Source organism: Caldococcus noboribetus (assembly GCF_055389385.1).
Window position 1 is genome coordinate 258,752 of record NZ_AP042475.1, and the last position, 23,763, is coordinate 282,514.

Annotated in this window: 23 protein-coding genes and 1 other RNA gene; 13 read left to right on the top strand and 11 right to left on the bottom strand. The window is 53.1% G+C overall.

Going from position 1 to position 23,763, the window contains the following annotated elements:
- Positions 1-105 precede the first annotated feature (105 nt).
- Positions 106-843 (top strand): TatD family hydrolase, encoded by a 738-nt coding sequence (locus ACZ5GQ_RS01380; RefSeq protein WP_498856873.1) that lies wholly within the window; start codon positions 106-108, stop codon positions 841-843.
- Here the strand turns inward: ACZ5GQ_RS01380 and ACZ5GQ_RS01385 are convergent.
- The 5 genes from ACZ5GQ_RS01385 to ACZ5GQ_RS01405 are packed head-to-tail and all read right to left on the bottom strand — an operon-like array spanning position 783 to position 5,641.
- Positions 783-1,562 (bottom strand): adenine nucleotide alpha hydrolase family protein, encoded by a 780-nt coding sequence (locus tag ACZ5GQ_RS01385; RefSeq protein ID WP_498856874.1) that lies wholly within the window; start codon positions 1,560-1,562, stop codon positions 783-785. The genes ACZ5GQ_RS01380 and ACZ5GQ_RS01385 overlap by 61 nt on opposite strands.
- Positions 1,559-2,854 (bottom strand): asparagine--tRNA ligase, encoded by a 1,296-nt coding sequence (gene asnS, locus ACZ5GQ_RS01390; protein ID WP_498856875.1) that lies wholly within the window; start codon positions 2,852-2,854, stop codon positions 1,559-1,561. Before asnS ends, ACZ5GQ_RS01385 begins: the two co-directional genes overlap by 4 nt.
- A 48-nt stretch (positions 2,855-2,902) precedes the next feature.
- Positions 2,903-3,892 (bottom strand): flippase-like domain-containing protein, encoded by a 990-nt coding sequence (locus ACZ5GQ_RS01395; RefSeq protein WP_498856876.1) that lies wholly within the window; start codon positions 3,890-3,892, stop codon positions 2,903-2,905.
- On the bottom strand, positions 3,882-5,357 hold the full coding sequence (locus ACZ5GQ_RS01400; protein WP_498857336.1) for a B12-binding domain-containing radical SAM protein: 1,476 nt from the start codon (positions 5,355-5,357) through the stop codon (positions 3,882-3,884). The genes ACZ5GQ_RS01395 and ACZ5GQ_RS01400 overlap by 11 nt, the downstream gene beginning before the upstream one ends.
- A 32-nt stretch (positions 5,358-5,389) precedes the next feature.
- Positions 5,390-5,641 (bottom strand): hypothetical protein, encoded by a 252-nt coding sequence (locus ACZ5GQ_RS01405; protein ID WP_498856877.1) that lies wholly within the window; start codon positions 5,639-5,641, stop codon positions 5,390-5,392.
- 156 nt (positions 5,642-5,797) lie between these two features.
- Here ACZ5GQ_RS01405 and ACZ5GQ_RS01410 point away from each other — a divergent pair, with 156 nt between their 5' ends.
- From ACZ5GQ_RS01410 to fen, 3 genes are all read left to right on the top strand, one after another.
- Positions 5,798-8,020, top strand: coding sequence for a CDC48 family AAA ATPase (locus ACZ5GQ_RS01410; RefSeq protein WP_498856878.1), 2,223 nt, complete (start codon positions 5,798-5,800; stop codon positions 8,018-8,020).
- Positions 8,021-8,203: 183 nt separating this feature from the next.
- Positions 8,204-8,488, top strand: a complete 285-nt coding sequence (locus ACZ5GQ_RS01415; protein WP_498856879.1) for a hypothetical protein — start codon at positions 8,204-8,206, stop codon at positions 8,486-8,488.
- 37 nt (positions 8,489-8,525) lie between these two features.
- The gene (gene fen, locus ACZ5GQ_RS01420) at positions 8,526-9,578 is read left to right on the top strand and encodes a flap endonuclease-1 (protein WP_498856880.1); all 1,053 of its coding nucleotides are present in this window, start codon (positions 8,526-8,528) and stop codon (positions 9,576-9,578) included.
- A gap of 8 nt (positions 9,579-9,586) precedes the next feature.
- Here fen and ACZ5GQ_RS01425 read toward each other — a convergent pair whose 3' ends face one another.
- Together ACZ5GQ_RS01425 and pyrG are read right to left on the bottom strand one after the other, a co-directional pair.
- Complete coding sequence (locus ACZ5GQ_RS01425) at positions 9,587-10,192, bottom strand: hypothetical protein (protein ID WP_498856881.1); 606 nt, start codon at positions 10,190-10,192, stop codon at positions 9,587-9,589.
- Positions 10,193-10,294: 102 nt separating this feature from the next.
- Entirely contained in the window at positions 10,295-11,905 is a 1,611-nt protein-coding gene (pyrG, locus tag ACZ5GQ_RS01430; RefSeq protein WP_498856882.1) for a CTP synthase, read from the bottom strand.
- 72 nt (positions 11,906-11,977) lie between these two features.
- On the opposite strand from pyrG, the gene ACZ5GQ_RS01435 reads away from it, so the two are divergent.
- Positions 11,978-12,454: a Holliday junction resolvase-like protein gene (locus tag ACZ5GQ_RS01435; RefSeq protein ID WP_498856883.1), complete on the top strand. Its 477-nt coding sequence runs from the start codon at positions 11,978-11,980 to the stop codon at positions 12,452-12,454.
- 34 nt (positions 12,455-12,488) lie between these two features.
- Positions 12,489-13,802, top strand: a complete 1,314-nt coding sequence (locus ACZ5GQ_RS01440) for a MiaB/RimO family radical SAM methylthiotransferase (RefSeq protein WP_498856884.1) — start codon at positions 12,489-12,491, stop codon at positions 13,800-13,802.
- Here the strand turns inward: ACZ5GQ_RS01440 and ACZ5GQ_RS01445 are convergent.
- Together ACZ5GQ_RS01445 and ACZ5GQ_RS01450 are read right to left on the bottom strand one after the other, a co-directional pair.
- A complete protein-coding gene (locus tag ACZ5GQ_RS01445) occupies positions 13,789-14,265 on the bottom strand; it encodes a hypothetical protein (protein WP_498856885.1) in 477 nt (158 codons plus the stop codon). The two genes, ACZ5GQ_RS01440 and ACZ5GQ_RS01445, sit on opposite strands and share 14 nt — an antisense overlap.
- Complete coding sequence (locus ACZ5GQ_RS01450) at positions 14,207-15,073, bottom strand: NAD(+)/NADH kinase (RefSeq protein WP_498856886.1); 867 nt, start codon at positions 15,071-15,073, stop codon at positions 14,207-14,209. Before ACZ5GQ_RS01450 ends, ACZ5GQ_RS01445 begins: the two co-directional genes overlap by 59 nt.
- 81 nt (positions 15,074-15,154) lie before the next feature.
- Here ACZ5GQ_RS01450 and rnpB point away from each other — a divergent pair.
- Together rnpB and ACZ5GQ_RS01460 are read left to right on the top strand one after the other, a co-directional pair.
- An RNA gene (rnpB, locus tag ACZ5GQ_RS01455) (RNase P RNA component) lies at positions 15,155-15,473 on the top strand.
- A 17-nt stretch (positions 15,474-15,490) separates the two neighbouring features.
- Positions 15,491-16,537, top strand: a complete 1,047-nt coding sequence (locus tag ACZ5GQ_RS01460; RefSeq protein WP_498856887.1) for a class I SAM-dependent methyltransferase — start codon at positions 15,491-15,493, stop codon at positions 16,535-16,537.
- Here ACZ5GQ_RS01460 and ACZ5GQ_RS01465 read toward each other — a convergent pair.
- Positions 16,534-17,292, bottom strand: coding sequence for a DUF1614 domain-containing protein (locus ACZ5GQ_RS01465; protein ID WP_498856888.1), 759 nt, complete (start codon positions 17,290-17,292; stop codon positions 16,534-16,536). The two genes, ACZ5GQ_RS01460 and ACZ5GQ_RS01465, sit on opposite strands and share 4 nt — an antisense overlap.
- Positions 17,293-17,491: 199 nt before the next feature.
- Between ACZ5GQ_RS01465 and dcd the strand changes: the two genes are divergently transcribed.
- The 3 genes from dcd to proS all read left to right on the top strand — a co-directional run bounded on the left by dcd (position 17,492) and on the right by proS (position 20,071).
- Positions 17,492-18,043 (top strand): dCTP deaminase, encoded by a 552-nt coding sequence (gene dcd, locus ACZ5GQ_RS01470; RefSeq protein ID WP_498856889.1) that lies wholly within the window; start codon positions 17,492-17,494, stop codon positions 18,041-18,043.
- Between the two features lie 104 nt (positions 18,044-18,147).
- The gene (locus ACZ5GQ_RS01475; RefSeq protein ID WP_498856890.1) at positions 18,148-18,558 is read left to right on the top strand and encodes an ATP synthase subunit c family protein; all 411 of its coding nucleotides are present in this window, start codon (positions 18,148-18,150) and stop codon (positions 18,556-18,558) included.
- Between the two features lie 67 nt (positions 18,559-18,625).
- The gene (gene proS / locus ACZ5GQ_RS01480) at positions 18,626-20,071 is read left to right on the top strand and encodes a proline--tRNA ligase (protein WP_498857337.1); all 1,446 of its coding nucleotides are present in this window, start codon (positions 18,626-18,628) and stop codon (positions 20,069-20,071) included.
- A 151-nt stretch (positions 20,072-20,222) separates the two neighbouring features.
- On the opposite strand, the gene ACZ5GQ_RS01485 is transcribed toward proS, so the two are convergent.
- The gene (locus ACZ5GQ_RS01485; protein WP_498856891.1) at positions 20,223-20,894 is read right to left on the bottom strand and encodes a protein-L-isoaspartate O-methyltransferase family protein; all 672 of its coding nucleotides are present in this window, start codon (positions 20,892-20,894) and stop codon (positions 20,223-20,225) included.
- A 78-nt stretch (positions 20,895-20,972) separates the two neighbouring features.
- Between ACZ5GQ_RS01485 and ACZ5GQ_RS01490 the strand changes: the two genes are divergently transcribed.
- Both ACZ5GQ_RS01490 and ACZ5GQ_RS01495 read left to right on the top strand, forming a co-directional pair.
- Complete coding sequence (locus ACZ5GQ_RS01490; protein WP_498856892.1) at positions 20,973-21,440, top strand: DUF371 domain-containing protein; 468 nt, start codon at positions 20,973-20,975, stop codon at positions 21,438-21,440.
- A gap of 85 nt (positions 21,441-21,525) precedes the next feature.
- Positions 21,526-23,739 carry an elongation factor EF-2 gene (locus tag ACZ5GQ_RS01495; protein ID WP_498856893.1) on the top strand — a complete coding sequence of 738 codons (2,214 nt, stop codon included), beginning with the start codon at positions 21,526-21,528 and terminating at the stop codon, positions 23,737-23,739.
- The last annotated feature ends 24 nt before the right edge of the window (positions 23,740-23,763 follow it).

Genomic DNA, 23,763 nt, shown 5'->3' on the forward strand with positions numbered 1-23,763 from the left:
GCCCTGTAGAAGTCTCTGTGGCCTCCCTTAAAGGCCTTTAGCTTCCAGAGCCCTTGGAAATAAAACTAAAGGCCTTTACGTGTTAGCTCACAGAGAGGTAGGGTGATGCCCCTGTATTATGACATGCACTGCCACCTTGATGAGTTCAGTGACAAGGAGATAGAGGGACTGTTCGATGCAATTAAGGACCTGAGGATAGTGGCCGTCTCGGAGGACCTAAAGTCATTCAATAGAGTAGTTGATCTCTCGGAAAGGTTCCCCAACGTGGTGCCCTGCGCGGGCTTTCACCCATGGTCGCTCAGAGATCATGATATCTCAGAGGCCTGGGAGCTCCTTAGGCTTACAACCAGGTATGGCGTGAAGTGCATCGGGGAGGTAGGCCTTGACAGGCACTTTATGCCCATAGATACAATGCAGTCCCAGGTAAAAGTTTTCAGAGCATATGCTGAAGCGGCTAAGGAGCTTGACGCGCTGCTTAACATACACTCCCCTGACGCCTGGCGCAATGCGCTCTCAATAGCTGTCGAGGTTGGCGTGCCTAAGGTCATGTTTCACTGGTACAGCGGCCCGCTTAACTTAATACCTGAGATTATCGGCCGGGGCTACTTCATCTCAATAAACGTGGCCCTGAAGGTGCAGCCTAAGCTTAAGGATGTGGCCAAGGCGACTCCAGCGAATTTCATGGTATTTGAGAGCGACGGGCCGTATAATTACCATGGGCTCAGGCTTACCCCGCTTATGATCCCTGACCTGGCTAAGGAGGTCGCTAGCATAAAGGCTGTTCAGCTAGAGGAGCTGCTGAAGGTCGTCGAAGGCAACTCGCTGCGCCTCCTGACAACATGATAAACCTCTGAGTCCACGGAAATAGTTACGTCATCGCATAGTTCAGCTGAGGAGACCTCCAGAACGTATTGGTACTCGGCTATTTTCTTCCTATAGGCCCTCAAGCATATGCCCTTCATAAAGTGAGGCGCCATTACAACAAAGGTCTCAGCCTCCCCTCCCTCAAATGCAGGGTGAAAGCCGTACCTTCTCGAGAGCCTTATAATCTCCTCCACCTGAGGGAGCTCCTGAACCGGCACGCCGAGCATACTCATATCGAGGCCCTCGGTAGTTATCTGGCTTATAACGAATACTATGCCCTTTCTCACGAGCTCCCTCATGTAGTCTTCTGGGTTCATACCCCACTGGGGGTCATAAATTTTCACCCCAAGATCTTCCGCTATTGCTCTGAACCTCTCGTACTGGTACCTGCTAGCTATGCCCCCGACCGTTATGGTGTCAAAGTTATACATGTTCTTAAGTTTCCTGAGCCCCTCCCTGAGCTCTACTACCTCGGCCTCCTTGACGCCGCTCACGCCTATAGAATGATACCTATCGCCGAACCCCATCGCCTCTGCCTGAAGCCTAGTGAGCTCAACCAAGGGCCTGTGAAACATCCAGCTGTCCTCCCTAGTTGGCATCACAGAAGCTATGCAGCTTACCTCAGCGCCCTCCACTAAAGCCATGTAGAAGGCGTAATTGCTGTCCTTGCCCCCAGAGAGAAGGCCGCAGACCTTCATGGATATATCCTCTCACGAAGCCTCGGGAACGGTATGGCGTCCCTTATGTGATCCAGGCCCGCTATCCACATCACTAGCCTGTCCACGCCCAGGCCAAAGCCGCTGTGGGGCACTGAGCCATACCTCCTCAGGTCTAGGTACCATTGGTAGTCGTCAGGGTTTAGGTTATTCTCCTTAATTCTCTGCAACAGGACATCGTACCTGTCCTCCCTCTGGCTTCCACCAACTACTTCTCCATAGCCCTCAGGGGCCTCAAGGTCGAAGCCCAATACCACCTCCGGCCTCTCGTCGGAGACCTTCATGTAGAAGCTCTTAAGGTGCTTTGGGAACATGGTGAGGAAGAACGGCACGTTAAGGTCCTGCGTCAGCGCCCTCTCTTCGTCAGCACCTATATCATCGCCCCACTTTATGTTAAAGCCCTTCTTCTGCAGCCTCTCTATGGCCTCGTCATATGTGACCTCCTCAAACGATGACTTCAAAGTTTCCTCGAGAGGCCCCTGGTTTCTCTTAAGGAACTGCAGCTCCTCCTGTCTCTTATCAAGGACAGCCTTAACTGCACTCTTAACTAAGCCTTCGACGAACTTCATCATGTCGTGCATGTCCATCCATGCGGCCTCTCCCTCCAGGTGCCAGTATTCGTAGAGGTGCCTCCTGGTCCTGCTTCTCTCAGCCCTAAAGCTGGGCGTCAGCGACCACACCCTCTCAAGGCTAAATATCATGACTTCCAGGTAGAACTGCGCGCTCTGGCTCAGGTAGGCCTTCCTGCCAAAGAAGTCCACCGGGAAGAGCGTGGCCCCGCCCTCCACTGCGCTCTGGGTTAATATTGGAGGGCTGACCTCCCACCAGCCGTTAGAAATGAAGTAGTTCCTCAGGGTCTCAAGGACAGTCGCGCGTATCCTCATTATCTGAGTCAGCCTTCTTGACCTAAGCCACAGGTGCCTTATATCGAGCAGGTAGTCTATGCTCTCCCCTCCCTTTATGGGGAAGTCGTCGGCTAGGCCAACTATGTTAAGTTTCTCCACGCTAACTTCCTTGCCTCCAGGGGCCCTTGGATCGCTCCTGGCGATGCCCTCTATCTCCACGGAGGACTCTATGGTTACCTTCTCTGCCACCTTTGAGATCTCCTCATTACTCCTGTCAACTACGCACTGAACTATGCCCTCGGAATCCCTAACCACAATGAATATCTTTGAGGAGAGGTCCCTCTTACGATATACCCACCCCCTCAACTTAACCCTGCTGCCATCGCTGCTGGCAATCACTTCCCTAGTGCTCATAAAGCCCACAGTCATTATACGCCCCTGCAGAATGTGTAGCTTTAGGTCTTATATATGTGGCACTTATCCCTCATGGCCTCTGAGCAAGGCCTTATAGTGGTAGTAAACAAGGCTCCCATAATCTACATACCCAGATACTATCCTTCCGAGCAACACTATAGGTGCTATAGCAACCACTATGTAGGCAGTCCTCCACAGAACAGCGTCCACCCCCTTGAGCAGCAATGCTAAGGAGTATTCAACCCCTCCCTCGCCGCCAGGCGTAGGTACGTTACCTCCTACATACGACATCATCAGAGCCTCAAAGTCTACGAGGAAGCCGTGAAAGCCCCCTAGAGTAAGCACGTAGATGGACATAGCCTCTATAATATAGGAGGCCACGGAGACTAGTAACATTGGTATTATCGAGCTCCTTGACGATATGATATGGCTTAAGGAGTCCCTCATGTTCTCTATTTCCTCCTCTATTAAACTCGCGATGTTTGAGTTCAACCTCTTTGAGATCTCAAGAAGGAGCCAGGCAGTAAGCCTTTTTGATATTATCATTGCCCAGACTACTATGATAGTTATGGAGATGAGAAGCACCACCACAGACCTAGGCAGGAGGCCCCAGGCGAAGTACAACGAGAGGGCGGCTGGCACCACGGAGTCTATGAAGGTTGCCGAAAGGGCCACGGAAAGGGCCTCGGAAGGTGTTGCCCCTGTGGCGCTCCCTATTATCGCTGTGGCCGTAGGTATGGCCCCTGAGAACGCGGGCGTCAGCATTCCTATGAAGAGGCTTGAGAAGTGGGCCTCCCAAGCTCTTAGTGGAGAAAGCCTTAGGCCCCTTGACCTAGCAGCTATGACAAACCTGACGCTTTTCAGGGACTCCTCAAAGAATATAATTGCCGCGGCCGTGAGGACTAAGTCGTAGTTACGAGACAAATAGTACGCTACGTGCTCAAGGCCTCCTCCCATTATATTGAAAATTGCGAGCACGAGAAGCAGGAAGAATACAACTATAAAGATTAGATACCTCTTAGCGCTTCCTGAGCCGTTAACCTTAGGCTCCAAGCTGCTCCACAGCCCTAGCAGCCTCCTCGGCTTTCCTCTCTATATACCCTATGATCCACTTAATCGCCGCCCTCACTAGGAAGTACCTGGTTCCCTTAAGGTAGAACCTGTCAACTATATCTCTGGCCCAGTAGGCGCTGTGCCTGAGCGTAGCCTTGAGAAGCTCCACATGCTCAGGCCTCACCATGTTTTTCCTGAACCACTCCATGTTCTTGAAGGCCCCCATTGGTACGAAGAACATGGGCACTATAAGGCTCCTGTAAGGTCTCAGCTTCTCAACAAGCTCTGTGGTGGCTACAACGTCGTCGGGCTCCTCGCCGGGCTGGCCAATTATTAGCGTGGCCGCCGGAATTACGTTATGCTCGTGCATTATTGCAAATGCGTCCTCTACAACTTCTGGATACTTCTCAGTTGGGTAGGGGGCCGACTTAGCCGGCATGACTTTTCTGGCAAGCTTAACACTGCCGGTCTCCAGGCCAACCTCAACACCCAGGTACCTCTGCTTCTCGCTTGAGAACATGATCTCCGTCAGCTTAGATATAAGCTTGTGGTTGTCCTCGGCGTACTTTATGGCCGCCAGGCTCGCGTGGCTCCAGCCTATGGGCTCGTCGGTGAGCTGCCTTATTGCTGTGTGAAGCTTTAGCAGGCCCTCGGGCCTCGGCTTTATGCCGTCAGCGTAGTACAGGAGGACGTCCTCGCTGTGGAGTATTATGCCTTTTTCGCCCTCGCTCATGTTGACCTTTATCTCGCTTATCACGTCATCGACAGGTATGAACCTCCATGGCCTTAGGGTAACGCTGCAGAACTTGCACCCCCTTGGACATCCCCTCATAATTTCTACTAGCCCATTAACGCTGGCGTGCTTTATCTTAGGTATCTCCTCAGCAGTGGCGGGGGTGTCGTATGGCCCTATATATATGTAATCCGGAAGCTCCTGGCCCTTGAGGGCCCTATCCACGAGCTCTGAGACCACCCTGTCAGCCTCGCCATCAACTACTGTATCAACGCCCCACTTCTTCCACTCGTCAGTGCTCCAGAGCCACTGCCAGGCGGCTGGGCCTCCAACTATTATCTTGACCCCCCTCCTCTTGGCCTCCCTGACGGCCGGGCTCTCCATGAACCTCCTAAAGCTGACCCTGTTGAATGGCTCCCTGCCTGTTATAGTCCACCACTCGCTGCTGGGCGGCCCGTAAGCGAAGAAGTCGTGGTGGCCTATCATGAGGACCTTCATGGTGTCCAGGTGTTTGCCTATATGGTCTGGATCCACAACTGCGGCATTAAAGCCCGCGTCAATCAGAGCGGCCTCTATCTTCCTTAGCCCGTAGGGGGCCACCTTAGGCCTCCCTAGGCTGTCAACCTTGGGCTTTGGTGCTGCTATCCACCTCCACATCCACTCAGGGACCCCAAAGGCAGGCCCCGTAGTCATGAATCCAAGGAACTCATGATGATGATGATCAGTCATCATGCTTCTATCCGTGGTTATGACAACGTCAAACGTCAATCAGCCTTCACCTCCCTCTCCCTAAATATAACTATGGTCTGAGCTATGAAGCCAGCTATGACTTCCCTGGCCTTTATCATATAATCGACGTCGTCCGACTTGACTATGATGGCCACCCTCTTGGCCCCCTTCTTCAGGCTCTCAGCCAACATCTTCCTGAGATCGTCCTCTCCCTGGACCTTTGGATCCCACCTGATTATATAATAACTGCCAATATCAAGTGTAAACTTCTTCTGTTGCACCTGCAAATGCTATCTCCGCCTTTCATAACTAAAAGGCTCCTATAAAAAGGTCCTCTAATATTAGTATTAATCTAATTTATTTTTGTCTTTGTTTTTATTTTTAGGGTAAAGAGCTCCATTTTATTAGGCCCGACACAGGAAGAATATTGGAGGTGCGCTTAGTTGGCCGAAAACAACAGCAACCAAAATCAGCAAAGGCCTCCATCTAAAGAAGTAGTCCTAAGGGTTTCAGAGACCAAGCCAAGGGACTCTGGAAGGAAGAGGGTAAGGATAGACATCGATATAATGAAGGAGCTAGGCGTGGAGGCTGGTGACGTAGTTGAGATAGAGGGCAAGAAGAAGACAGCTGCCATAGTGTGGCCAGCGCTGCCCGAGGACGCAGGACTTGACATAATAAGGATGGACGGCAACCTTAGGAGGAACGCTGATGTCAACATTGGTGATAAGGTCATAGTCAGGAGGGCCGAGCCTAAGCAGGCCGTAAGGGTTAAGCTGGCGCCTACTATACACTCGATATCAATAGATGACAGCTTCAAGAAGTACGTAAAGAAAAAGCTCATAGGGCTTCCGCTGGTTGAGAACGACATAGTCCAGATACCCGTTATAGGGCAGGCCGTGCAGCTAGTGGTGATAGACACAAAGCCAAGAGGCATCGTTGTGGTGACTGAGAAGACTGTGGTTGATGTACTGGAGAAGCCCATATCCGCCTCGTTCCCAAAGGTCACCTATGAGGATATAGGAGGCCTGCATGAAGTCATAGCCAGAATTAGGGAGCTCGTGGAGCTGCCGCTGAGGCACCCAGAGCTCTTCAGCAGGCTTGGCATCGAGCCCCCCAAGGGCGTGCTGCTCTATGGACCTCCAGGCACTGGAAAGACCCTCCTGGCAAAGGCGGTGGCCACGGAGAGTGACGCCTACTTTGTCGCTATAAATGGACCTGAGATCATGAGCAAGTTCTATGGCGAGAGCGAGCAGAGGCTAAGGGAGATATTTGAGGAGGCCAAGAAGAACGCGCCAGCCATCATCTTTATCGATGAGATCGACGCCATAGCGCCCAAGAGGGATGAAGTTATAGGTGAAGTTGAGAGAAGGGTCGTCGCGCAGCTCCTGGCCCTAATGGACGGCCTTGAGGGGAGGGGACAGGTCATAGTGATAGGGGCTACCAATAGGCCTAACGCAATAGACCCGGCCCTCAGGAGACCCGGGAGGTTTGACAGGGAGATAGAGGTACCAGTGCCAGACAAGCAGGGAAGGCTTGAGATACTTCAGATACACACCAGACATATGCCGCTTGCAGACGACGTAGACCTTGAGAAGCTGGCCGAGATGACCAAGGGATACACCGGCGCTGACCTGGCGGCGCTGGCAAAGGAGGCCGCCATGCACGCCCTAAGGAGGTACTTGCCCGAGATAGACATAGACCAGGAGAAGATACCCACGGAGCTGCTGGAGAGGATGGTAGTCACAATGCAGGACTTCCTTGCAGCGTTCAAAGAGATAACTCCCAGCGGCCTAAGGGAGATAGAAGTCGAGGTGCCCGAGGTTCACTGGAGCGACATAGGCGGCCTCGAGGACGTTAAGCAGGAGCTGAGGGAGATAGTTGAGTGGCCGCTGAAGTACCCGAACTCGTTCAGCAGGCTTGGCATCGAGCCCCCCAAGGGCGTGCTGCTCTTCGGCCCGCCCGGCACCGGCAAGACAATGCTTGCAAAGGCCGTAGCCACAGAGAGCGGGGCCAACTTCATAGCCATAAGGGGCCCCGAGGTCCTGAGCAAGTGGGTCGGCGAGAGCGAGAAGGCCATAAGGGAGATATTCAAGAAGGCCAGGCAGTACGCGCCGGCCGTGGTGTTCTTTGACGAGATAGAGTCAATAGCAAGCCTTAGGGGGACTGAGGAGGACAGCAACGTCGGCGAGAGAATAGTGAGCCAGCTGCTCACAGAGATAGACGGAATAACTAACCTTGAGAACGTGGTAGTAATAGCAGCCACCAACAGGCCCGACCTCGTTGACCCAGCCCTGCTCAGACCAGGCAGGTTTGAGAAGCTCATATACGTGCCTCCACCAGACGAGAAGGGCAGACTGGAGATCCTGAAGATACACACTCGCAACGTGCCCTTAGCTGAGGACGTTGACTTAGCCGAGCTGGCAAAAATGACCAACGGCTACACCGGTGCAGATCTAGCCGCACTTGTGAGGGAGGCAGCCCTCACTGCGCTGAGGGAGGACATAAACTCCCCGATAGTTAAGTTCAAGCACTTCGAGCAGGCCCTTAACAGGGTCAGGCCCAGCGTGACTAAATATATGATAGACTTCTACCTCAGATGGCTCGAAACCGCAAGGCAGATAAGCGTATCGTCACAGAGGCCTTCACAGCCCTCGCTCTCCGTGTAACCCCTTTTGCTTGACGGCAGAAGATTAATGATATTAGCGAGCAACCCCTAAGGCCCAACTCTAAGGCTTCACGGGCGCCTTCCATTGTAACACTCTATAATTAAAAAGCAAAATTTTAAACTACTCCTGGACAAGTTAACCTGTTTGGACGGCATTAGGCTATCCAGTAGACGGTGAAGGGCGTTGTCTGTATGGTATAACCAACCCCTGATAAACGTGGTGTATGAAACTCTGAAGGAGATGACGAACGATGGCAAGGTTCCGGTGACTGACGAGGAGGTGCTATCCTACCTTATTAAGAGTGGGTACTCCGTTTCCTTGGCTGACCTGACAAAGGTGCTCCTCAAACTTGAAATTATGGGTCTCATTAAGGTAAGCTCTAGCACGAAGGAGGACAGGCAAATAGAGCTTATAGTACAGCGTGAAAACGCCGAGGAGGCCAAAGGCGTAGAGGAACAGCAAACATAGATAGCTTTGCAGGCCCCTAACATACAAGGGGGGCCCCGTGGGCGTTAACATTAGGGACATAATACCCGACCAGGCCAGGCGCGAGGTGGACCTTAAGGCGCTCAAAGGCTACGTTATCGCCCTGGACGGCTACAACATGCTTTACCAGTTCCTCTCCGCAATAAGGCAGCCCGACGGTACCCCGCTCAAGGACTCCCAGGGGAGGGTAACAAGCCACCTAAGCGGGCTCTTTTACAGGACGATAAACCTGGTGGAGGAGGGTCTAAAGCCCGTCTATGTCTTTGATGGCAAGCCGCCTGAGATGAAGAGGAAAGAAATAGAGGAGAGGATCGCGAGGAAGAGGGAAGCTGCCGAGAAGTACGCCAAAGCCAAGGAGTCCGGCTCCATTGAGGAGGCCAGGAAGTACGCCCAAGCGACCTCAGAGCTCTCCAGCGACATGGTAAGCGAGGCCAAGAGGCTGCTTGACTACATGGGCATACCGTGGGTTCAGGCACCAGCCGACGGCGAGGCGCAAGCGGCTCACTTGGCTCAGAAAGGGGACGCGTGGGCGGCAGGGAGCCAGGACTATGATAGCCTGCTCTTCGGCGCCCCCAGGCTGGTTAGAAACCTAGCGATAACTGGCAAAAGGAAGCTCCCCAACAAAGATGAGTACGTCGAAGTTAAGCCCGAAATCATAGATCTTAACGTGATGCTTAAGACTTTAGGCATAACGAGAGAGCAGCTAATACTTCTAGGCATACTGGTAGGGACTGACTTTGATCCAGACGGGGTCAAAGGTTATGGGCCTAAGACAGCCCTTAACTTTGTCAAGAGCGTAAAAGACGTCACTAAGGCCCTGGAGTCCATAAAGTCGCAGCTTCCCGGAGACGTAGATCCATTTAAGATATTTGACTACTTTGTTAAGCCCCCTGTGAACTCTAACTACAGTATATTGTTTAAGGAGCCAGACGTCGAAAAGATCAAGGAGCTACTGGTTAAGGAACACGACTTCAGCGAGGACAGAGTTACCAAGGCCGCTGAAAGGCTTGCCAAGGCGTTCAAGGAAAGCCTGAGGGGTAAGCAGTCCAGGCTTGACATGTGGTTTGGGTGACCAGTTGTTCAGCTGCCTATGTGACGCAGGACCTCTGAAAGCTTAGCCTTGTCTATCTTGCTCTCTTCAATGTCCCGAGGACGGCCTGGTACAGTCACATTCTCATACTCTATGTAGAGGTCGCTGCCGCTTAGCGACTTGAAGACCGCCTTAGTGCTCTGCTCTATCTCTGATACTTTCCACCTCTCGCTTGAGGGCAGCTTAGCTATGTAGTAGGTTGAGCCGTCTGGCGCGTAGTAAGTGTTTACAGAGAGCACCTGTGACGGAAGCAGGCTCTCTATAAGTTTCCTTGGATCATTGGAGCCTGGCACAACGAATATCCTTCTAATGTTAAGGCTTGAAAGCTCCTTTTCCAAGGCCCTAGCTAACTGCCTACTAACCGCAGTAACGTTGTCAAGCACTATATAGAGCGTGTCCCCTACTATAACTGACTTCCTGTAGGAGGCGCTTTTCAATTCCCTAAAGCTTGACTCTAGGTTCAGAAGGACCCTCATTACGTCGACTTCCCACCTCTGATACTTCCCGGAGTCTATCTTAGCTTTGCACTTGTCACAGAGAACCCCGCTCTTAACACAGATCTTGTCTAGTGGTATCTGCATATTCAGCTGCACCAAAAGCTACAGGTAAGCGGGAAAGCTTAAACGTTTACTTTTAAAATAACACTATAGCATAAGCCGCTTAGCCAAGGCTAGCGCCATCTAGGCGATGGTTCACTGTCACCTTGTCTGGGCGGCCCTAAGTAGGCCCACATAAGGTGGGCTAGGAGACAGGGGCCTGCTCTTGAACTCTGGGTGAGGCTGCGTACCTATGAAGAACCTGTGCTCCTTGCGCGGCAGCTCCGCTGCCTCGACTAGGCCCTGAGGGCTCCACGCGCTTATTATAAGGCCTGCCTCAACTAGCTTGTCAACGTACTTGGGGTTAACCTCGTACCTGTGCCTGTGTCTCTCGTATATCACATCCCTGCCATACAGCTCGTAGAGCTGGGTGCCCTTGACAAGGTTTATCTGGGAGGCCCCAAGTCTTAGGGTGCCCCCAAGCTCCTTGACGTCACGCTCCCATGGAAGTAGGTCAACCACAGGGTAAGGAGTGCCTGGGTCTATCTCCGTACTATTCGCGTTCTCAAGGCCTACCACGTCACGGGCGAACTCCACTACTGACAGCTGAAGCCCAAAGCAGATCCCCAGCGTTGGTATGTTGTTCTCCCTCAGGTACCTGATCGCCTTTATTTTGCCCTCTGCGCCGCGCTTTCCGAACCCTGGCAACACCACAGCGCCGTCAACGGTTGACAGCACGTCCTCAACCTTTATTTTGCCCTCCTCAACATCTGTGGCCTCGACCCAGACAAGGTTTGGCTTGACACCAACTGCAACCCCTGCATGCCTCAGGGCTTCGACTATGCTGAGGTAGCTATCCTTAAGCTTAGTGTACTTGCCGACCATGGCTATGTTAGCAGTCTTATCAATACTCTTTAGCCTGTCAACAAAGGACTTCCAGGCCTCAAGGTCCGGCTCCCTGTCCTGAAGGCCTAACCTTGACAGTAGTCTGGCTGCATAGCCCTGGGACTCCAGCAGCAGCGGAACCTCGTAGACATAGTCCACGTCATGATCGCTTATCACGTCTGAAGGGGATAGGTTAGCGAAAAGCGCTATCTTCTGACGGGACTCAGCCTCAAGGGGCCTTGGGCTCCTGACCACTACTATGTTAGGCTGAATCCCTATCCTACGAAGCTCGTAAACGCTGTGCTGCACAGGCTTCGTCTTCTGCTCCCCTGTGGTGCTCAGAACTGGGGCCCAGGCAACGTGAACGAACGCCACGTTGCTTGAGCCCAGCTCAACGTACATCTGCCTAGCCGCCTCTAGGAACGGGAGCCCCTCTATGTCGCCTACGGTGCCGCCTATCTCCACAACTAAAACGTCAACCCCAGTCTCGCGGGCAACGGATGATATGCGCTGCTTTATCTCGTCAGTTATGTGGGGTATTATCTGTACAGTCTTGCCTAAGTACTCGCCCCTCCTCTCCTTCATTATGACGCTGTAGTAGACCTGGCCCGTAGTTATGTTGTGTTTCTTGCTTAGGTTCTCTCCGAGGAACCTCTCATAGTGGCCTAGGTCTAGGTCGGTCTCACCACCATCCTCAGTGACGTAGACCTCGCCATGAGCGTACGGATTCATAGTCCCTGCGTCCACATTAAGGTAAGGGTCAACCTTAACTATACCTACCTTGTAACCGCGAGACTTCAGTAGAAGACCCGTGGAGGCTGACACGATACCTTTGCCTATGCCTGACATCACGCCGCCTGTTATGAACACGTATTTCGTGTCTGGCACTGTGCCTCCTAGTCTCTAGACTAGCAGCTCTTTTAACGGTAAGCGCTCTGACCGCAGTTAGAGCAAGGTGGGATGATGCAAATTCTGTATTATCTCATAGCTTCAGTCGTGTTGGCAGAGCTAATAATTATAATAGTCCAGACCGTCAGACTATCTCTGGCTAAGAGGTCCTTGAAGGTCGTTGAGAGGGACATGAACAAGCTAGTTGAAGCCAGGGCGCGAGAGCTGGCTACAAGTATAATAGACAAGGCCCGAGAGGACGCCGCCAGGAGGAGTTCGGCCGTCACTGCAGGCAAGATATATGAGCAGCTGGCCCCTATCTTGCCTGGGTTCAGGTTTAACCCAAAGGACGTGAGGTTCCTCGGAAGCCCTGTAGACTTCGTTGTATTTGATGGCCTTGAGGATGGCAAGAGTGTCTATGTTAGGTTTATTGAGCTTAAGAGCGGGGATTCAAAGCTGACCGATAGGGAGAAAGCCGTCAAGGATGCAGTAGAGAGCTGCAGGGTCTCGTTTGAAATAGTTAGGGCTGAGGACCTTCTAAAGCGCTAACTGTTATAACTAAAGCAGAAAAGTTCAGGCGACTTTGAAGGCTTCGGTGGACCCCACGACCAAGTACTACCTCGAGACCTATGGCTGTGCCCTGTCAGAGTTTGACAGCGAGATAATGAGAAGCATCCTTAGAAGTGCAGGGTACGAGGAGTGCAACGACCCCAGGGACGCAGACGTAATAATAGTTAACACCTGCGCGGTAAGGCTTGACACAGAAGCTAAGATAGCGAAGAGGCTTAAGGAGCTAAGCGGCCTGTCGCTTCAGGGCAAGAAACTCGTTGTGAGCGGCTGTCTCTCCAAGGCCAGGCCTTCCCTGATCCTGAGGACTGTACCCCTTGCGAGCCTAGTGTCGCCTCAGAACGTGACTAGGATACTGGACGTAGTCACCGCTGATAAGCCCACTTACCTACTTGATGGCGAGAGGGATGTGAGCCTCCTGCCGAGGCCTCCAATAAGGGACAGCGTAGCCACGGTAATGATCTCCGAGGGCTGCCTTGAGAACTGCAGCTTCTGCGAGACCAAGCTGGCCAGGAGGTACCTGAAGTCATATCCTCCTAGAGCCATAGTCAATACTGTCAGGGAGCTGGTACAGAGCGGGGCGAGGGAGATTAGGCTCACCGGACAGGACGCGGCAGCCTACGGCTTAGACCTGCCCGGTAAGCCAAGGCTTCCTGATCTCATAGCAGACATACTAGATAACGTGCCAGGGGAGTACAGGCTCAGGATCGGCATGATGACGCCAAACCAAGCTATGGAGATAATTGATGACCTTCTAGACGTTTACCGCGATGAAAGGGTCTTCAAGTTCTTCCATATACCTGTTCAGAGCGGCGACGACCGCGTGCTTAAGATTATGAACCGCAGGTATACCGTGGCGGAGTTCAAGGAGCTCCACAGCAAGGTTAAATCCAGGTACCCCTCGTCACTCTTCGCCACAGACATCATAGTAGGCCACCCGGGCGAGGACGAGGAGGCCTTCGTGAACAGCGTCAAGCTAGTAGAGGAACTCAGGTTTGAGAGGGTCTACCTTGCTCAGTACAGCATAAGGCCCAGGACAGCCTCCGCCTCCATGCCCCAGGTGCCTGAGCCTATTAAGAAGGAGCGGAGCCTAAGGATACAGGAGGTCATTAAGAGGATAGGCATTGAGATCTACAGAAGCTACGTGGGCAGCAACTTCAGGGGGCTTCTGGCTTCAAGAAGCTTTAGGGAAGGCTTTAGCACAGTAAGGCTTGACAACTACTTCCCTGTGGCCGTGCCGGCAAGCCCATCAAGAAGGTACGGCGACTTCGTGGAAGTTAAGGTTACTGATGCCACGTACTTTGACCTGAGGGGAGTTATCGTAAGTTAGCCCTATTCTTCCTGAGCTCCTTAATGCCCCTGTACCTTACCCTCACTACGTCGAGCCCTGCATGAACGGAGGCTAGCTGAAGGGCATAATCGTCAGTCACTACGGAGACCCTGTTACCACAGTCCCTCAGTTCTACGGCGAGGGAGAGCACGCTCAGGTCAGCGGCGCTCAGCTTTCCGAGCACCCCAACTTCCCTGGCGTACTCCATGGCCTTATTTCTTGACTCTGCCGAGGGCGCAATTACCAGGAGCTTCCCAGTATCAGTGGAGAGGTCTAAGGCCTTCCTGGACTCCTCGTCTTTAACCTCACTATAGACTTCCTCGGTGGTAACACATGTCAAGGGTAGATGGAGCTGGACCGAGGCCAGCAGCGCACCGGTGTCCAGCACGGCTACGCTGACGCCCTTACCAATAGCTGAGCAGGCGGGCGAAGAGCCTCTCGTAGTAGTTTGACCACCACTCAAACCTGGCCACCTTTAGAGGGACCTCGCAGGGATAAATGTTGACCTTATCGCCCGGCCTTAGGTTCACTTTGATCTGGCCGTCAAGAACCAGGTAAGCAGGCCCGCTGTCATCTCTCATTGTTATGCTGAGCCGGGTGCTCCTAGACATGACCACAGGCCTTAGGAACAGCTGTACAGGGTTAAGGGGCGTTATTATGATTACGTCAAGCCGAGGGTCTACTATGGGTCCCCCAGCGTTAAGGCTGTATGCCGTGGAGCCCGTTGTAGTGGATATTATGAGTCCATCACCGTCAACTCCCATAACCCTTTCTCTAAGCTCTCCCTCATCATGATAGACGTCAAGCCTGACCATGGAGCCCTCTGAAGTAAATATGACGACATCATTTACGACGCAGGGAAGCGGATTACCGTTTACAAAAGCCTTAATGCGCTGGTGGAGCACCAGCTCATAGTTATCGTTGATGAAATCCCTAATTCTCTCGCTCAGCACAGATTCGTCAACGTCTAAGAGAAAGCCACGCTTGCCTGCACGCACGGCAAGGAAAATAACTTCATTGTTTCCAGATCTAATCGCCGCCCTAAGGAGAGTTCCATCGCCGCCTATCACTATTACCTTATGAGGGGGGTCGCGCTCTATGCTAAAGGTCCCTAGTTTGCCTAAGGTGTTGCTGTAGGCTGCGGCGGTCTCAGCCTCTACGAGGGGCTCCACTCCGAGCTGCCTAAGGGTCTCTACTACCTTTAGGGCAAGACCTTCAGCGATACTGCTTGACGGCCTAGCAACTATCCCAACAGCCTCCTCCTTAGCCAAGCCACCTCACTTACTGCCTCAGGTATTCATTTACAGCCAACCCTTATTACTTGCGTCCCCGACATTTAATGAAACTCTGGGAGGCCGAGGCTGGCGGCCACGGGCCCGAAGGGGCCTGAGGAAACACCGCCCTCCCAGCGGCAGCCGGGCCCCGCAAGGGGCCAGGGCAGACCCCTGGGCAACGGCACAGAGACGACACGGCCCCCGTGGCATGGCTATGACTCCGCGAGGTGGGCCCGGCGACGGGCCTGCAGCTAACCGGTCGAGGACCGCGGGGGATGCGGTGAAACGGCCGTCCCCGGCGGAGCAAGGCCAGGGCCTGTGAGGAGCCGCGGGAGGCCCTGGGAGCCGCTGAGTCAAATGCCGCCGAAGTACAGAAGGCGGGTTATAGCCTCGGCCTCCCTGGGTGCTGCTAGCTTGGCCGGCGAATATTGCGACTGCATTGCAGTCAGGCCAATGGATACTGAAAGGGCGCTAAAAGTGCTTAGGCTAGCAGGGCTCCTAAACGACCTAAAGCCTAGAAGGCTTGAAAATGACGAGATAGCGTTACCCGTTAGCAACGTCGAGAAGGCCGTCTCTGCGCTCTTAGCTGAAGGTATAAGGGCTAGGCCATGCAAAGCCTTGTTCAACAGCAAGGGAAGGCCTGGCAAGCTCTCCGACGAAGTGCCAGGACTGTCTGGCTTCCTGATCATAGGCAGTATCGTCTTGTTAAATTACAATTCCACTGTTGGAATTCCAACTTACGTAAAGGCCGCCGAGACACTCTCAAGGATGTACCCCAGAGTGACCTCCGTGTTCCTAAAACTTGGGACAACTGGCGAGCTGAGGCTTCCCCAGCTTGTGCTTCTCTACGGTGACGGCAACACTATGACCGTAACCAAGGAGTCAGGCCTTAGGCTTTACGTTGACGTCGCCAGGACATACTTTAATCCCAGGCTTTCTGGGGAGAGGCTTAGAATATCATCAATGGTAGAGGATGGCGAGAGGGTACTTGATATGTTCTGCGGCGTAGGGCCTTTCTCGCTGTTAATAGCCTCCAGGAGGAAGGTCTCCGTAATAGCTAACGACCTTAACCCTTACGCGGCTGCCCTGGCAGGCGCTAACGCTAGGCTTAATAGGAAGCTGCTTAGGGGCGATGTGACCGTTACAAGGTCCGACGCCATTACATTGCCCCTACTGCTTAGGGGAGGCTTTCATAGGATAATAATGAATAACCCCACCTCCTCACCTAAGTTTATAGATGCCGCCTGTAAGCTCTCCCTAGCGAGCGGGTCCACGCTTCACGTTTATTATCTGGCGGAGAGCGAGGACCTAGCCATCAGAACAATAACCGAGGAGGCCTCTAAGGCGTGCAAAGATTTTGCAGTGACCTCCTCGCGCAAGGTCATAGAGTACAGCCCCTCTAAGTCCATATACGCGGTTGACCTTGAAGTGAAGGGCCGTGCCCAGGCGATCAGCCTCTAGATGGCCAGGAGAAATGCAAGAACGCCACTCATGAACACGCCATCGAACACGCCAGCACCACCTATGCTTAGAACTGTGGCTGTTAGATTCCTATAGCTCCGCGATAGCCTAATTACATCGGCTCCAAGAAGGCTGCCCAGGGAGCCACCTATGTAGGCGGCGGCTGCTGCTGGGACTCCAAAGCCGCTTGTGGCTATGGCAACGAACGCAGCTATTAGGGGCGGGATAAAGGCTGGCACCACGATGCCTACGCCCGGCATGGGCCTTGAAAGCGCGTATGTAACCAGCGCGACAACTATTATATCCGCAGCTGCAGAAGTCATAAACATGCCCCTGTAAGGGGAGTTAATCAGTAAGTATGAGAATATGGCTGATGTGGTTATTGGCACGAGCGCGCCGCCCACATTCATAGCTAAAAGCGTCTTCACCTCGCGCATCCTAAGCCTTGGTATTGGTATTGGTATTCCGAAAAACTCGACATAGCTAAGCTCTACCTCACTAGCAATGACCCCTGTGTTAAGCTTCTTAACTACAAGGTTTATGAAGCTCAGGATTGGGCTTAGTACTATAAGTGCTATAGCTATTGACGCCAGCTCTAATGAGTCGCTGCTGTAAGAGGCCTCTGCAACATAGAGCGGAAACCTTGAGAAGAGGATCGCTAAAATCAAGGCCACTGCAAGGTAGGCCCACAGGAACATTGGATGCGTTGGATAGGTTATCAGCACTTTCCTATTCTGTATTTCGTCCCTGTCCATTAAGCCGCGCTCCCGGGTCGTCCAGATATCCGAAGATTTAAAGCTTAAAATACTAGCTTCTTCCACTTGATCCTGCATTTAATTAACATACCTAAGCATGCATGTTGTCCCCCTTTAGATATAAGGAAGTTAAGGTAATATTGGCCCTAAAGATGTAACTACCCTGCAAATCTAAACTTCTAACGGGTACAGAGGCCTTATGATACTCAGCGACAGGGACATAGAGACCCTCATAAGGGCCGGGGAGCTCAGCGTCGAGCCGCTTGACGAGGAGGTCATAAGGGAGAACGGCCTTGACCTCAGGCTCGGGGGCACCTACTGCGAGTTCAGGAGCACTGAGGCCGTGCTCGACCCGAGGGCGCCCGGGGACCCGTCGGCCTTCTACGACTGCAGGGACGCGGGCGGCGAGGGCAGCTTCGTGATAGCCCCGCACAGGCACTACCTGCTCCACACGGCGGAGTACATAAGGCTGCCGCCCTACGTTGCTGGCCTGGTGAACCTGAGGAGCACCTGGGCAAGGACTGGGATATACATACCGTCCACCGTGGTGGACGCCGGCTTCGAGGGCCAGCTGACCATCGAGGTCATAGGGAGCGAGTTCCCCGTCAAGCTTTACGTGGGCGACAGGTTCCTCCACCTGGTCCTGGTCAAGATGGAGACCCCATCCACGAGGCCCTACAGCGGCAGGTACAGGGGGCAGAGGGGCGTCAGGCTCCCGCAGTTCTTTGAGAGCGTACAAACAAAAATATAACAGCCATGTTACTACTTTCAGTGGTATACAATGGAAAGCCCAGGCCTTCCTTATCTTAGCGCTTAAATAGAGCCGCTACATTAAGTCTTTGTTGGTGTTAGGTAATGACAGTCAAGAGCAGCTATTTCGAAGGCTTAAGGTTAGTGCTCAGGGAAGCCTGGTCAAGGCCTAAGTACAGAGCTATAATGGTTCTCGTGGCCCTGATCTCCTTTGCTGCCGCCATAGCTACTGGGCTTGCTGTGTCGCACGCGCAGGCCGCCGCCACTGCCGACCAAGCATCGCCCTACTACATGTCAGTAGTTGGTAAGGCCATTGGAGCCGGGCTAGCAGTTGGGCTTGCTGGCATCGGAGGCGGCTACGCGGTAGGTGTCGCTGGGGCATCGGCTATAAGCGCCGTTGCTGAAAAGAGGGAGATGTTCGGAACGGCTTTCCTGTTCGTCGTGCTCGGCGAGGGAATAGCCATCTACGGGCTACTGGTGGCCATAATAGTGGCCTTCGTGCTGCCTACAGCATAAGCCTAGGCCCCTTTATGATTTTTTATAAGTTAGCCCTGCCTTTTATGATGCTGGCGACTTAGCCATGGTGAAAACCAAGAGGGAGAGATGGTACAACAACTTCTCAGAGTGGTTCGACTGGGTGCTTGATAGGGCCGAGATCTACGACTATGGTAGGTACCCCGTCAAAGGAATGGGCGTCTGGATGCCCTACGGATTTCAGATAAGGAGAAGGGTTATAGACCTCATGAGGAGGCTCCTCGACGAGACGGGCCACGAAGAGGTGCTCTTCCCACTCCTTATACCTGACTGGATGCTGGCCAAGGAGAGTGAGCACGTAAAGGGCTTTGAGGATGAGGTCTACTGGGTCACTCACGGAGGACTTGAGGAGCTTGACCAGAAGCTCGCGCTAAGGCCTACCAGCGAAACCCCAATAACTTACTACGAGTCGCTCTGGATACAGAGCTACAAGCAGCTCCCAAGGAAGTTCTACCAGGTGGTCAGCGTCTTCAGGTATGAGACCAAAGCAACACGCCCCCTGATAAGGGTAAGGGAAATAAGCATGTTTAAGGAGGCCCACACAGTCCACGAGAGCTTTGAAGACGCCGAGAGGCAAGTCAGGGAGGCCATAGAAGTTTATAAGAAGTTCTTTGACTCCCTCGGAATACCCTACATAATCTCAAGGAGGCCCGACTGGGACAAGTTCGCGGGCACGCTTTACACCATAGCCTTTGACACAGTAATGCCTGACGGCAGGACCCTGCAGATAGGTACCGTTCATAACCTTGGCCAGAACTTCACCAAGGCGTTCTCGTTTAGGATCCAGACTAGGGATGAGAAGTTCGACTATCCGTGGCAGACAAGCTACGGCGTCAGCGACAGGGTAGTGGCCACGCTAATAGCTGTTCATGGAGATGATATGGGCCTCGTGCTCCCTCCTGACGTGGCCCCTACACAGGTTGTCATAATTCCGATTCCTTCCCAGTCAGAGGAAGAGGGCAGAAAAGTCCTCGAATATGCACGCAACGTGCTTTCGACTCTGCTAAGCTCCGGGTTGAGGGCTAAACTTGACGACCGCGAAGACACTACTCCAGGCGACAAGTATTACTACTGGGATGCAAAAGGAGTCCCCGTAAGGGTTGAGATAGGCCCAAGGGAGGCCTCAGGGAACACCGTGACCATAGTTAGGAGGGACACGCTTGAAAAGAAGACCGTGCCCCTCAGCGAAGCTGCAGAGAGCATAAAGAGGACCTTTAATGATATAAATGCTTACCTTATCGAGAGGGCTAAGAAGTTCCTGGCAGACCACATCACTAGGGTCTCAAACCTAGACGAGGCTAGAAAGGCCATCAATGAAAAGAGGGGAGTTGTAGAGATACCGTGGTGCGGCAGCGAGGAGTGCGCAGTTAAAGTAATGAATGAGCTTCAGGTAAAGTCCTTAGGAACACCATGGCCTTATGAGAAGGCGGAGGGCACGTGCCCCGTGTGTGGGAGGCCTGCTGTAACTTACATGAGGTTCTCAAAGCAGTATTAGCTTGTGCTTCAGTAAAAGAGGTCCTTTTCCAACGGCTCGAGGCTCAGAGGGCTCCTTGACCTCATAGCCGCTATGGCTCGGAGTCCACCACACACATCATCGCAAGTTACAGCTGTCGCGTTAGATCTAAAACGCTTTTGAGCCTACGGAGCTAGCGATCCCACGCCTCAGCCCCTATTAAGGGTACGAAGAGGACCTCTAGGTCGCTTTGCTGGAAAACCTGGCCCTCCTTCTTTCTAACTATGGTGAGTACCTGCTCCTCCCTGCTTCCCACAGGTATGACCATAACGCCCCCTTCAGCGAGCTGCTCTATGAGGGGCCTTGGGACCTTTGGGGACGCTGCAGTCACTATTATCCTGTCGTAGGGCGACGCCGGCGGATAGCCTAGGCTTCCATCGCCCACAATTACGGTTACCCTCTCCCCAAGTCCCAGGGACCCTATGATGTCCTTAGCTCTACCTGCGAGCTCCGGTATACGCTCCACGGTCCACACGTGCCCCCTGTCGCCCACTATCATAGCCAGGATCGCCGCCTGATAGCCCGAGCCTGTGCCTACCTCAAGGACCTTCATGCCCTCCGAAACTTCCAGAAGCTCAGTCATGTAGGCCACGATGCTCGGCGCGCTTATGGTTTGTCCATAGCCTATTGGAAGCGGCCTGTCTTCATAGGCTCTGTCCCTAACGTTCTCGGGCACAAAAAGTTCCCTTGGAACACTCAGCATGGCCCTCTCGACGGCCTGGCTCCTCAGGTACCCCCTTAGCTTAAGGCTCTCTACGAGCTTCCTTCTGGCCACTTCAAAGGTGTCCTGCTTCACGCTGGCCAAGACTTACCTTGTAAATATTTTGACTGCTGGCCTAATTTACCTTTATTCTATCGAGGGCTTGCTCAAGTAGGGCCCTCGATGGGCGAGCTAGTGAGCAGATGGTTTCACTTCAAAGCTAAGGGACACGCTAACGTAACTGCAAAACATAGGACCACGATAGAGATAACCAAGGAGGAGAGCCTAACTCCAAGGGGTGACTGCATAATTGGCGTATCATCAGAGGCCAGCGCCTCCAGCCTCCCAGACTGGCTTAGGGATGGGCTGAGAGATCCTAATAATTTAGTGCTTGTAGTGCTGTGCTCCGGTGACCTCTGCGATGCCGTCATAGGCCACGGAGACCCTAGGATAACGGCCTCCAACGACACGAAGATTATAATAAGGAGGAGCGATTATGTTGAAAGCTCAACAATTATGGTAAGGAGCAACAAGGCTGCGGCAGACCTTAATAGGGGGCTGATCTCGCAGCTTGCTAGCGGCAATGATTTACATGTATATATAACTTATCTGCCCTTCCTACATAGCGGCTCCCACAAAAATAACATCTAACCAAAGGCCATCTTTTAGTTTAAGAATCGTTTTTAACCCTCAAATGCGACCGTAACTTGCGATTGACTACTAGGTGGAACAACCCATGGGCGCTCGAGTTAAAATGGTCTCAGAGATCGAGAAGATAATGAGCAACATTGAGCAGGTAAGAAACATAGGAGTAATAGCACATGTAGACCACGGCAAAACTACTACGAGCGATGCCCTGCTGGCGGGCGCTGGAATAATATCTGAGAGAGTTGCAGGCGAGGCGCTGGCCCTTGACTACCTTAACGTCGAGAAGGAGAGGCAGATGACTGTAAAGGCCGCCAACGCAAGCCTGTACCACGAGTATAACGGCAAAGGATATGTAATTAACCTAATTGACACGCCAGGCCACATAGACTTCACAGGTATGGTCACAAGGAGCCTGAGGGTTCTCGATGGAGCGATCGTAGTTGTTGACGCTGCCGAGGGCGTAATGACTCAGACGGAGACCGTTCTAAGGCAGGCCCTGGAGGAGAGGGTGAGGCCTGTACTCTACATAAACAAAATAGACAGGCTCATAAAGGAGCTGAGGCTGACGCCATCCCAGCTGCAGGATAGGCTCGTGGAGATAATAAAGGACGTCAACAACCTCATAGACATGTACGCTGAGCCTGAGTTTAAGGATAAGTGGAAGCTGAACCCAGCGGCCGGAAACGTGGCCTTCGGAAGCGCCAAGGACCAGTGGGGCATAACGGTGCCGATAGCGTCCAAGAAGGGCATAAACTTCCAGCAGATAATAGAGGCCTACTCAAGCAATGACAAGGACAAGATAGCCGCGCTCACGAAGAAGGCCCCTCTGCACGAGGCGCTGCTAGACATGGTAGTTAAATTCGTCCCTAACCCAAGAGAGGCGCAGAAGTACAGGATCCCGAAGATATGGAAGGGGGACCTTAACAGCGACCTTGGAAAGGCCATGCTTGAGGCTGACCCTAACGGGCCTGTCGTATTTTACGTGAACGCCATCCACGTTGAGAAGGCAGGCCTGGTGGCCACTGGCAGGGTGTTCTCAGGCACCCTGGAGCCCGGCAAGGAGCTCTACGTAGTGTCCCAGGACACCACCGGCAGAGTGCTGCAGGTAAGCCTTTACATGGGTCCCTTCAGGGAGCTGACGCAGAGGATCACTGCTGGCAACATAGCGGCAATAATGGGCATAGATAACCTTAGGGCCGGAGAGACCCTTGTCGACAGCCAATACAAGTCGCAGGCCGCCCCATTTGAGCAGCTGCACTACATAGCGGAGCCCGTAGTTACGATAGCCATAGAGCCGGCCAAGGTCCAGGACCTGCCTAAGCTCGTAGACGCCCTAAGGAAGCTCACCATAGAAGACCCTAACCTGGTAGCTAAGATCAACGAGGAGACAGGCGAATACCTTCTCTCAGGAATGGGGCAGCTTCACCTGGAGATAGCGCTGTGGATGCTAAAGGAGATGTACGGCCTTGAAGTCAAGGCCAGCCAGCCAATAATAGTTTATAGGGAGTCCGTGAGAGAGAAGAGCCAGGTCTTTGAGGGCAAGAGCCCCAACAAGCACAACAGGTTCTACCTGAGCGTTGAGCCGCTGAACGATGAGACCATAGACCTCATACACAGGGGCGTCGTGAGGGAGGACCAGGATCCGAGGGACAGGGCGAAGATACTCAAGGAGCAGGCTGGCTGGGACTACGACGAGGCCAGGAGAATTTGGGCAATAGATGAAAACATAAACGTCTTCGTAGACATGACTTCAGGAGTGCAGTACCTCAAGGACGTCAAGGATACCATAATTGGCGGCTTTAGAATAGCCGTGAAGGAGGGCCCGCTGGCAGCCGAGCCTGTCAGGGGCATTAAGGTAGTACTTCACGATGCTGAAGTGCACGAGGACCCGGTGCACAGAGGGCCTGGCCAGATATACCCTGCAGTGAGGAACGCCATATGGGCTGGCATACTTACCTCAAGGCCAACGCTGCTGGAGCCCATACAGAAGCTTGACATAAGGATACCAATGGAGTACCTCAGCGCGGTAACCACGATAATAGTCAAGAAGCGTGGGAGGATCATCGACGTGGAGAACACGCCAAGCGGTACCAGGGTGCTCGCCGAGATACCAATAGCGGAGAGCTTTGACCTAGCGGCTGAGCTAAGAGGGTCTACAGCAGGAAAGGCCCTCTGGGGCACGGAGTTCAGTAGGTGGGCCCCTGTGCCTGACAACATGCTCGATGACCTGATAAAGAAGATAAGGGAAAGGAAGGGACTCCCGCCGAAGCTACCGAGCCTCTCAGACCTGCTGGGCCCGTAACCCGCCTCTCCGCACATGGCTGTA

Excerpts from the sequence above, each read along its gene's own strand:
- ACZ5GQ_RS01380 (WP_498856873.1), top strand. The coding sequence starts at position 106 with ATGCCCCTGTATTATGACATGCACTGCCACCTTGATGAGTTCAGTGAC.
- ACZ5GQ_RS01385 (WP_498856874.1), bottom strand. The coding sequence starts at position 1,562 with ATGAAGGTCTGCGGCCTTCTCTCTGGGGGCAAGGACAGCAATTACGCC.
- asnS (WP_498856875.1), bottom strand. The coding sequence starts at position 2,854 with ATGACTGTGGGCTTTATGAGCACTAGGGAAGTGATTGCCAGCAGCGAT.
- ACZ5GQ_RS01400 (WP_498857336.1), bottom strand. The coding sequence starts at position 5,357 with ATGATGACTGATCATCATCATCATGAGTTCCTTGGATTCATGACTACG.
- ACZ5GQ_RS01435 (WP_498856883.1), top strand. The coding sequence starts at position 11,978 with ATGATGCAAATTCTGTATTATCTCATAGCTTCAGTCGTGTTGGCAGAG.
- ACZ5GQ_RS01465 (WP_498856888.1), bottom strand. The coding sequence starts at position 17,292 with ATGGACAGGGACGAAATACAGAATAGGAAAGTGCTGATAACCTATCCA.
- dcd (WP_498856889.1), top strand. The coding sequence starts at position 17,492 with ATGATACTCAGCGACAGGGACATAGAGACCCTCATAAGGGCCGGGGAG.
- ACZ5GQ_RS01475 (WP_498856890.1), top strand. The coding sequence starts at position 18,148 with ATGACAGTCAAGAGCAGCTATTTCGAAGGCTTAAGGTTAGTGCTCAGG.
- ACZ5GQ_RS01490 (WP_498856892.1), top strand. The coding sequence starts at position 20,973 with ATGGGCGAGCTAGTGAGCAGATGGTTTCACTTCAAAGCTAAGGGACAC.
- ACZ5GQ_RS01495 (WP_498856893.1), top strand. The coding sequence starts at position 21,526 with ATGGGCGCTCGAGTTAAAATGGTCTCAGAGATCGAGAAGATAATGAGC.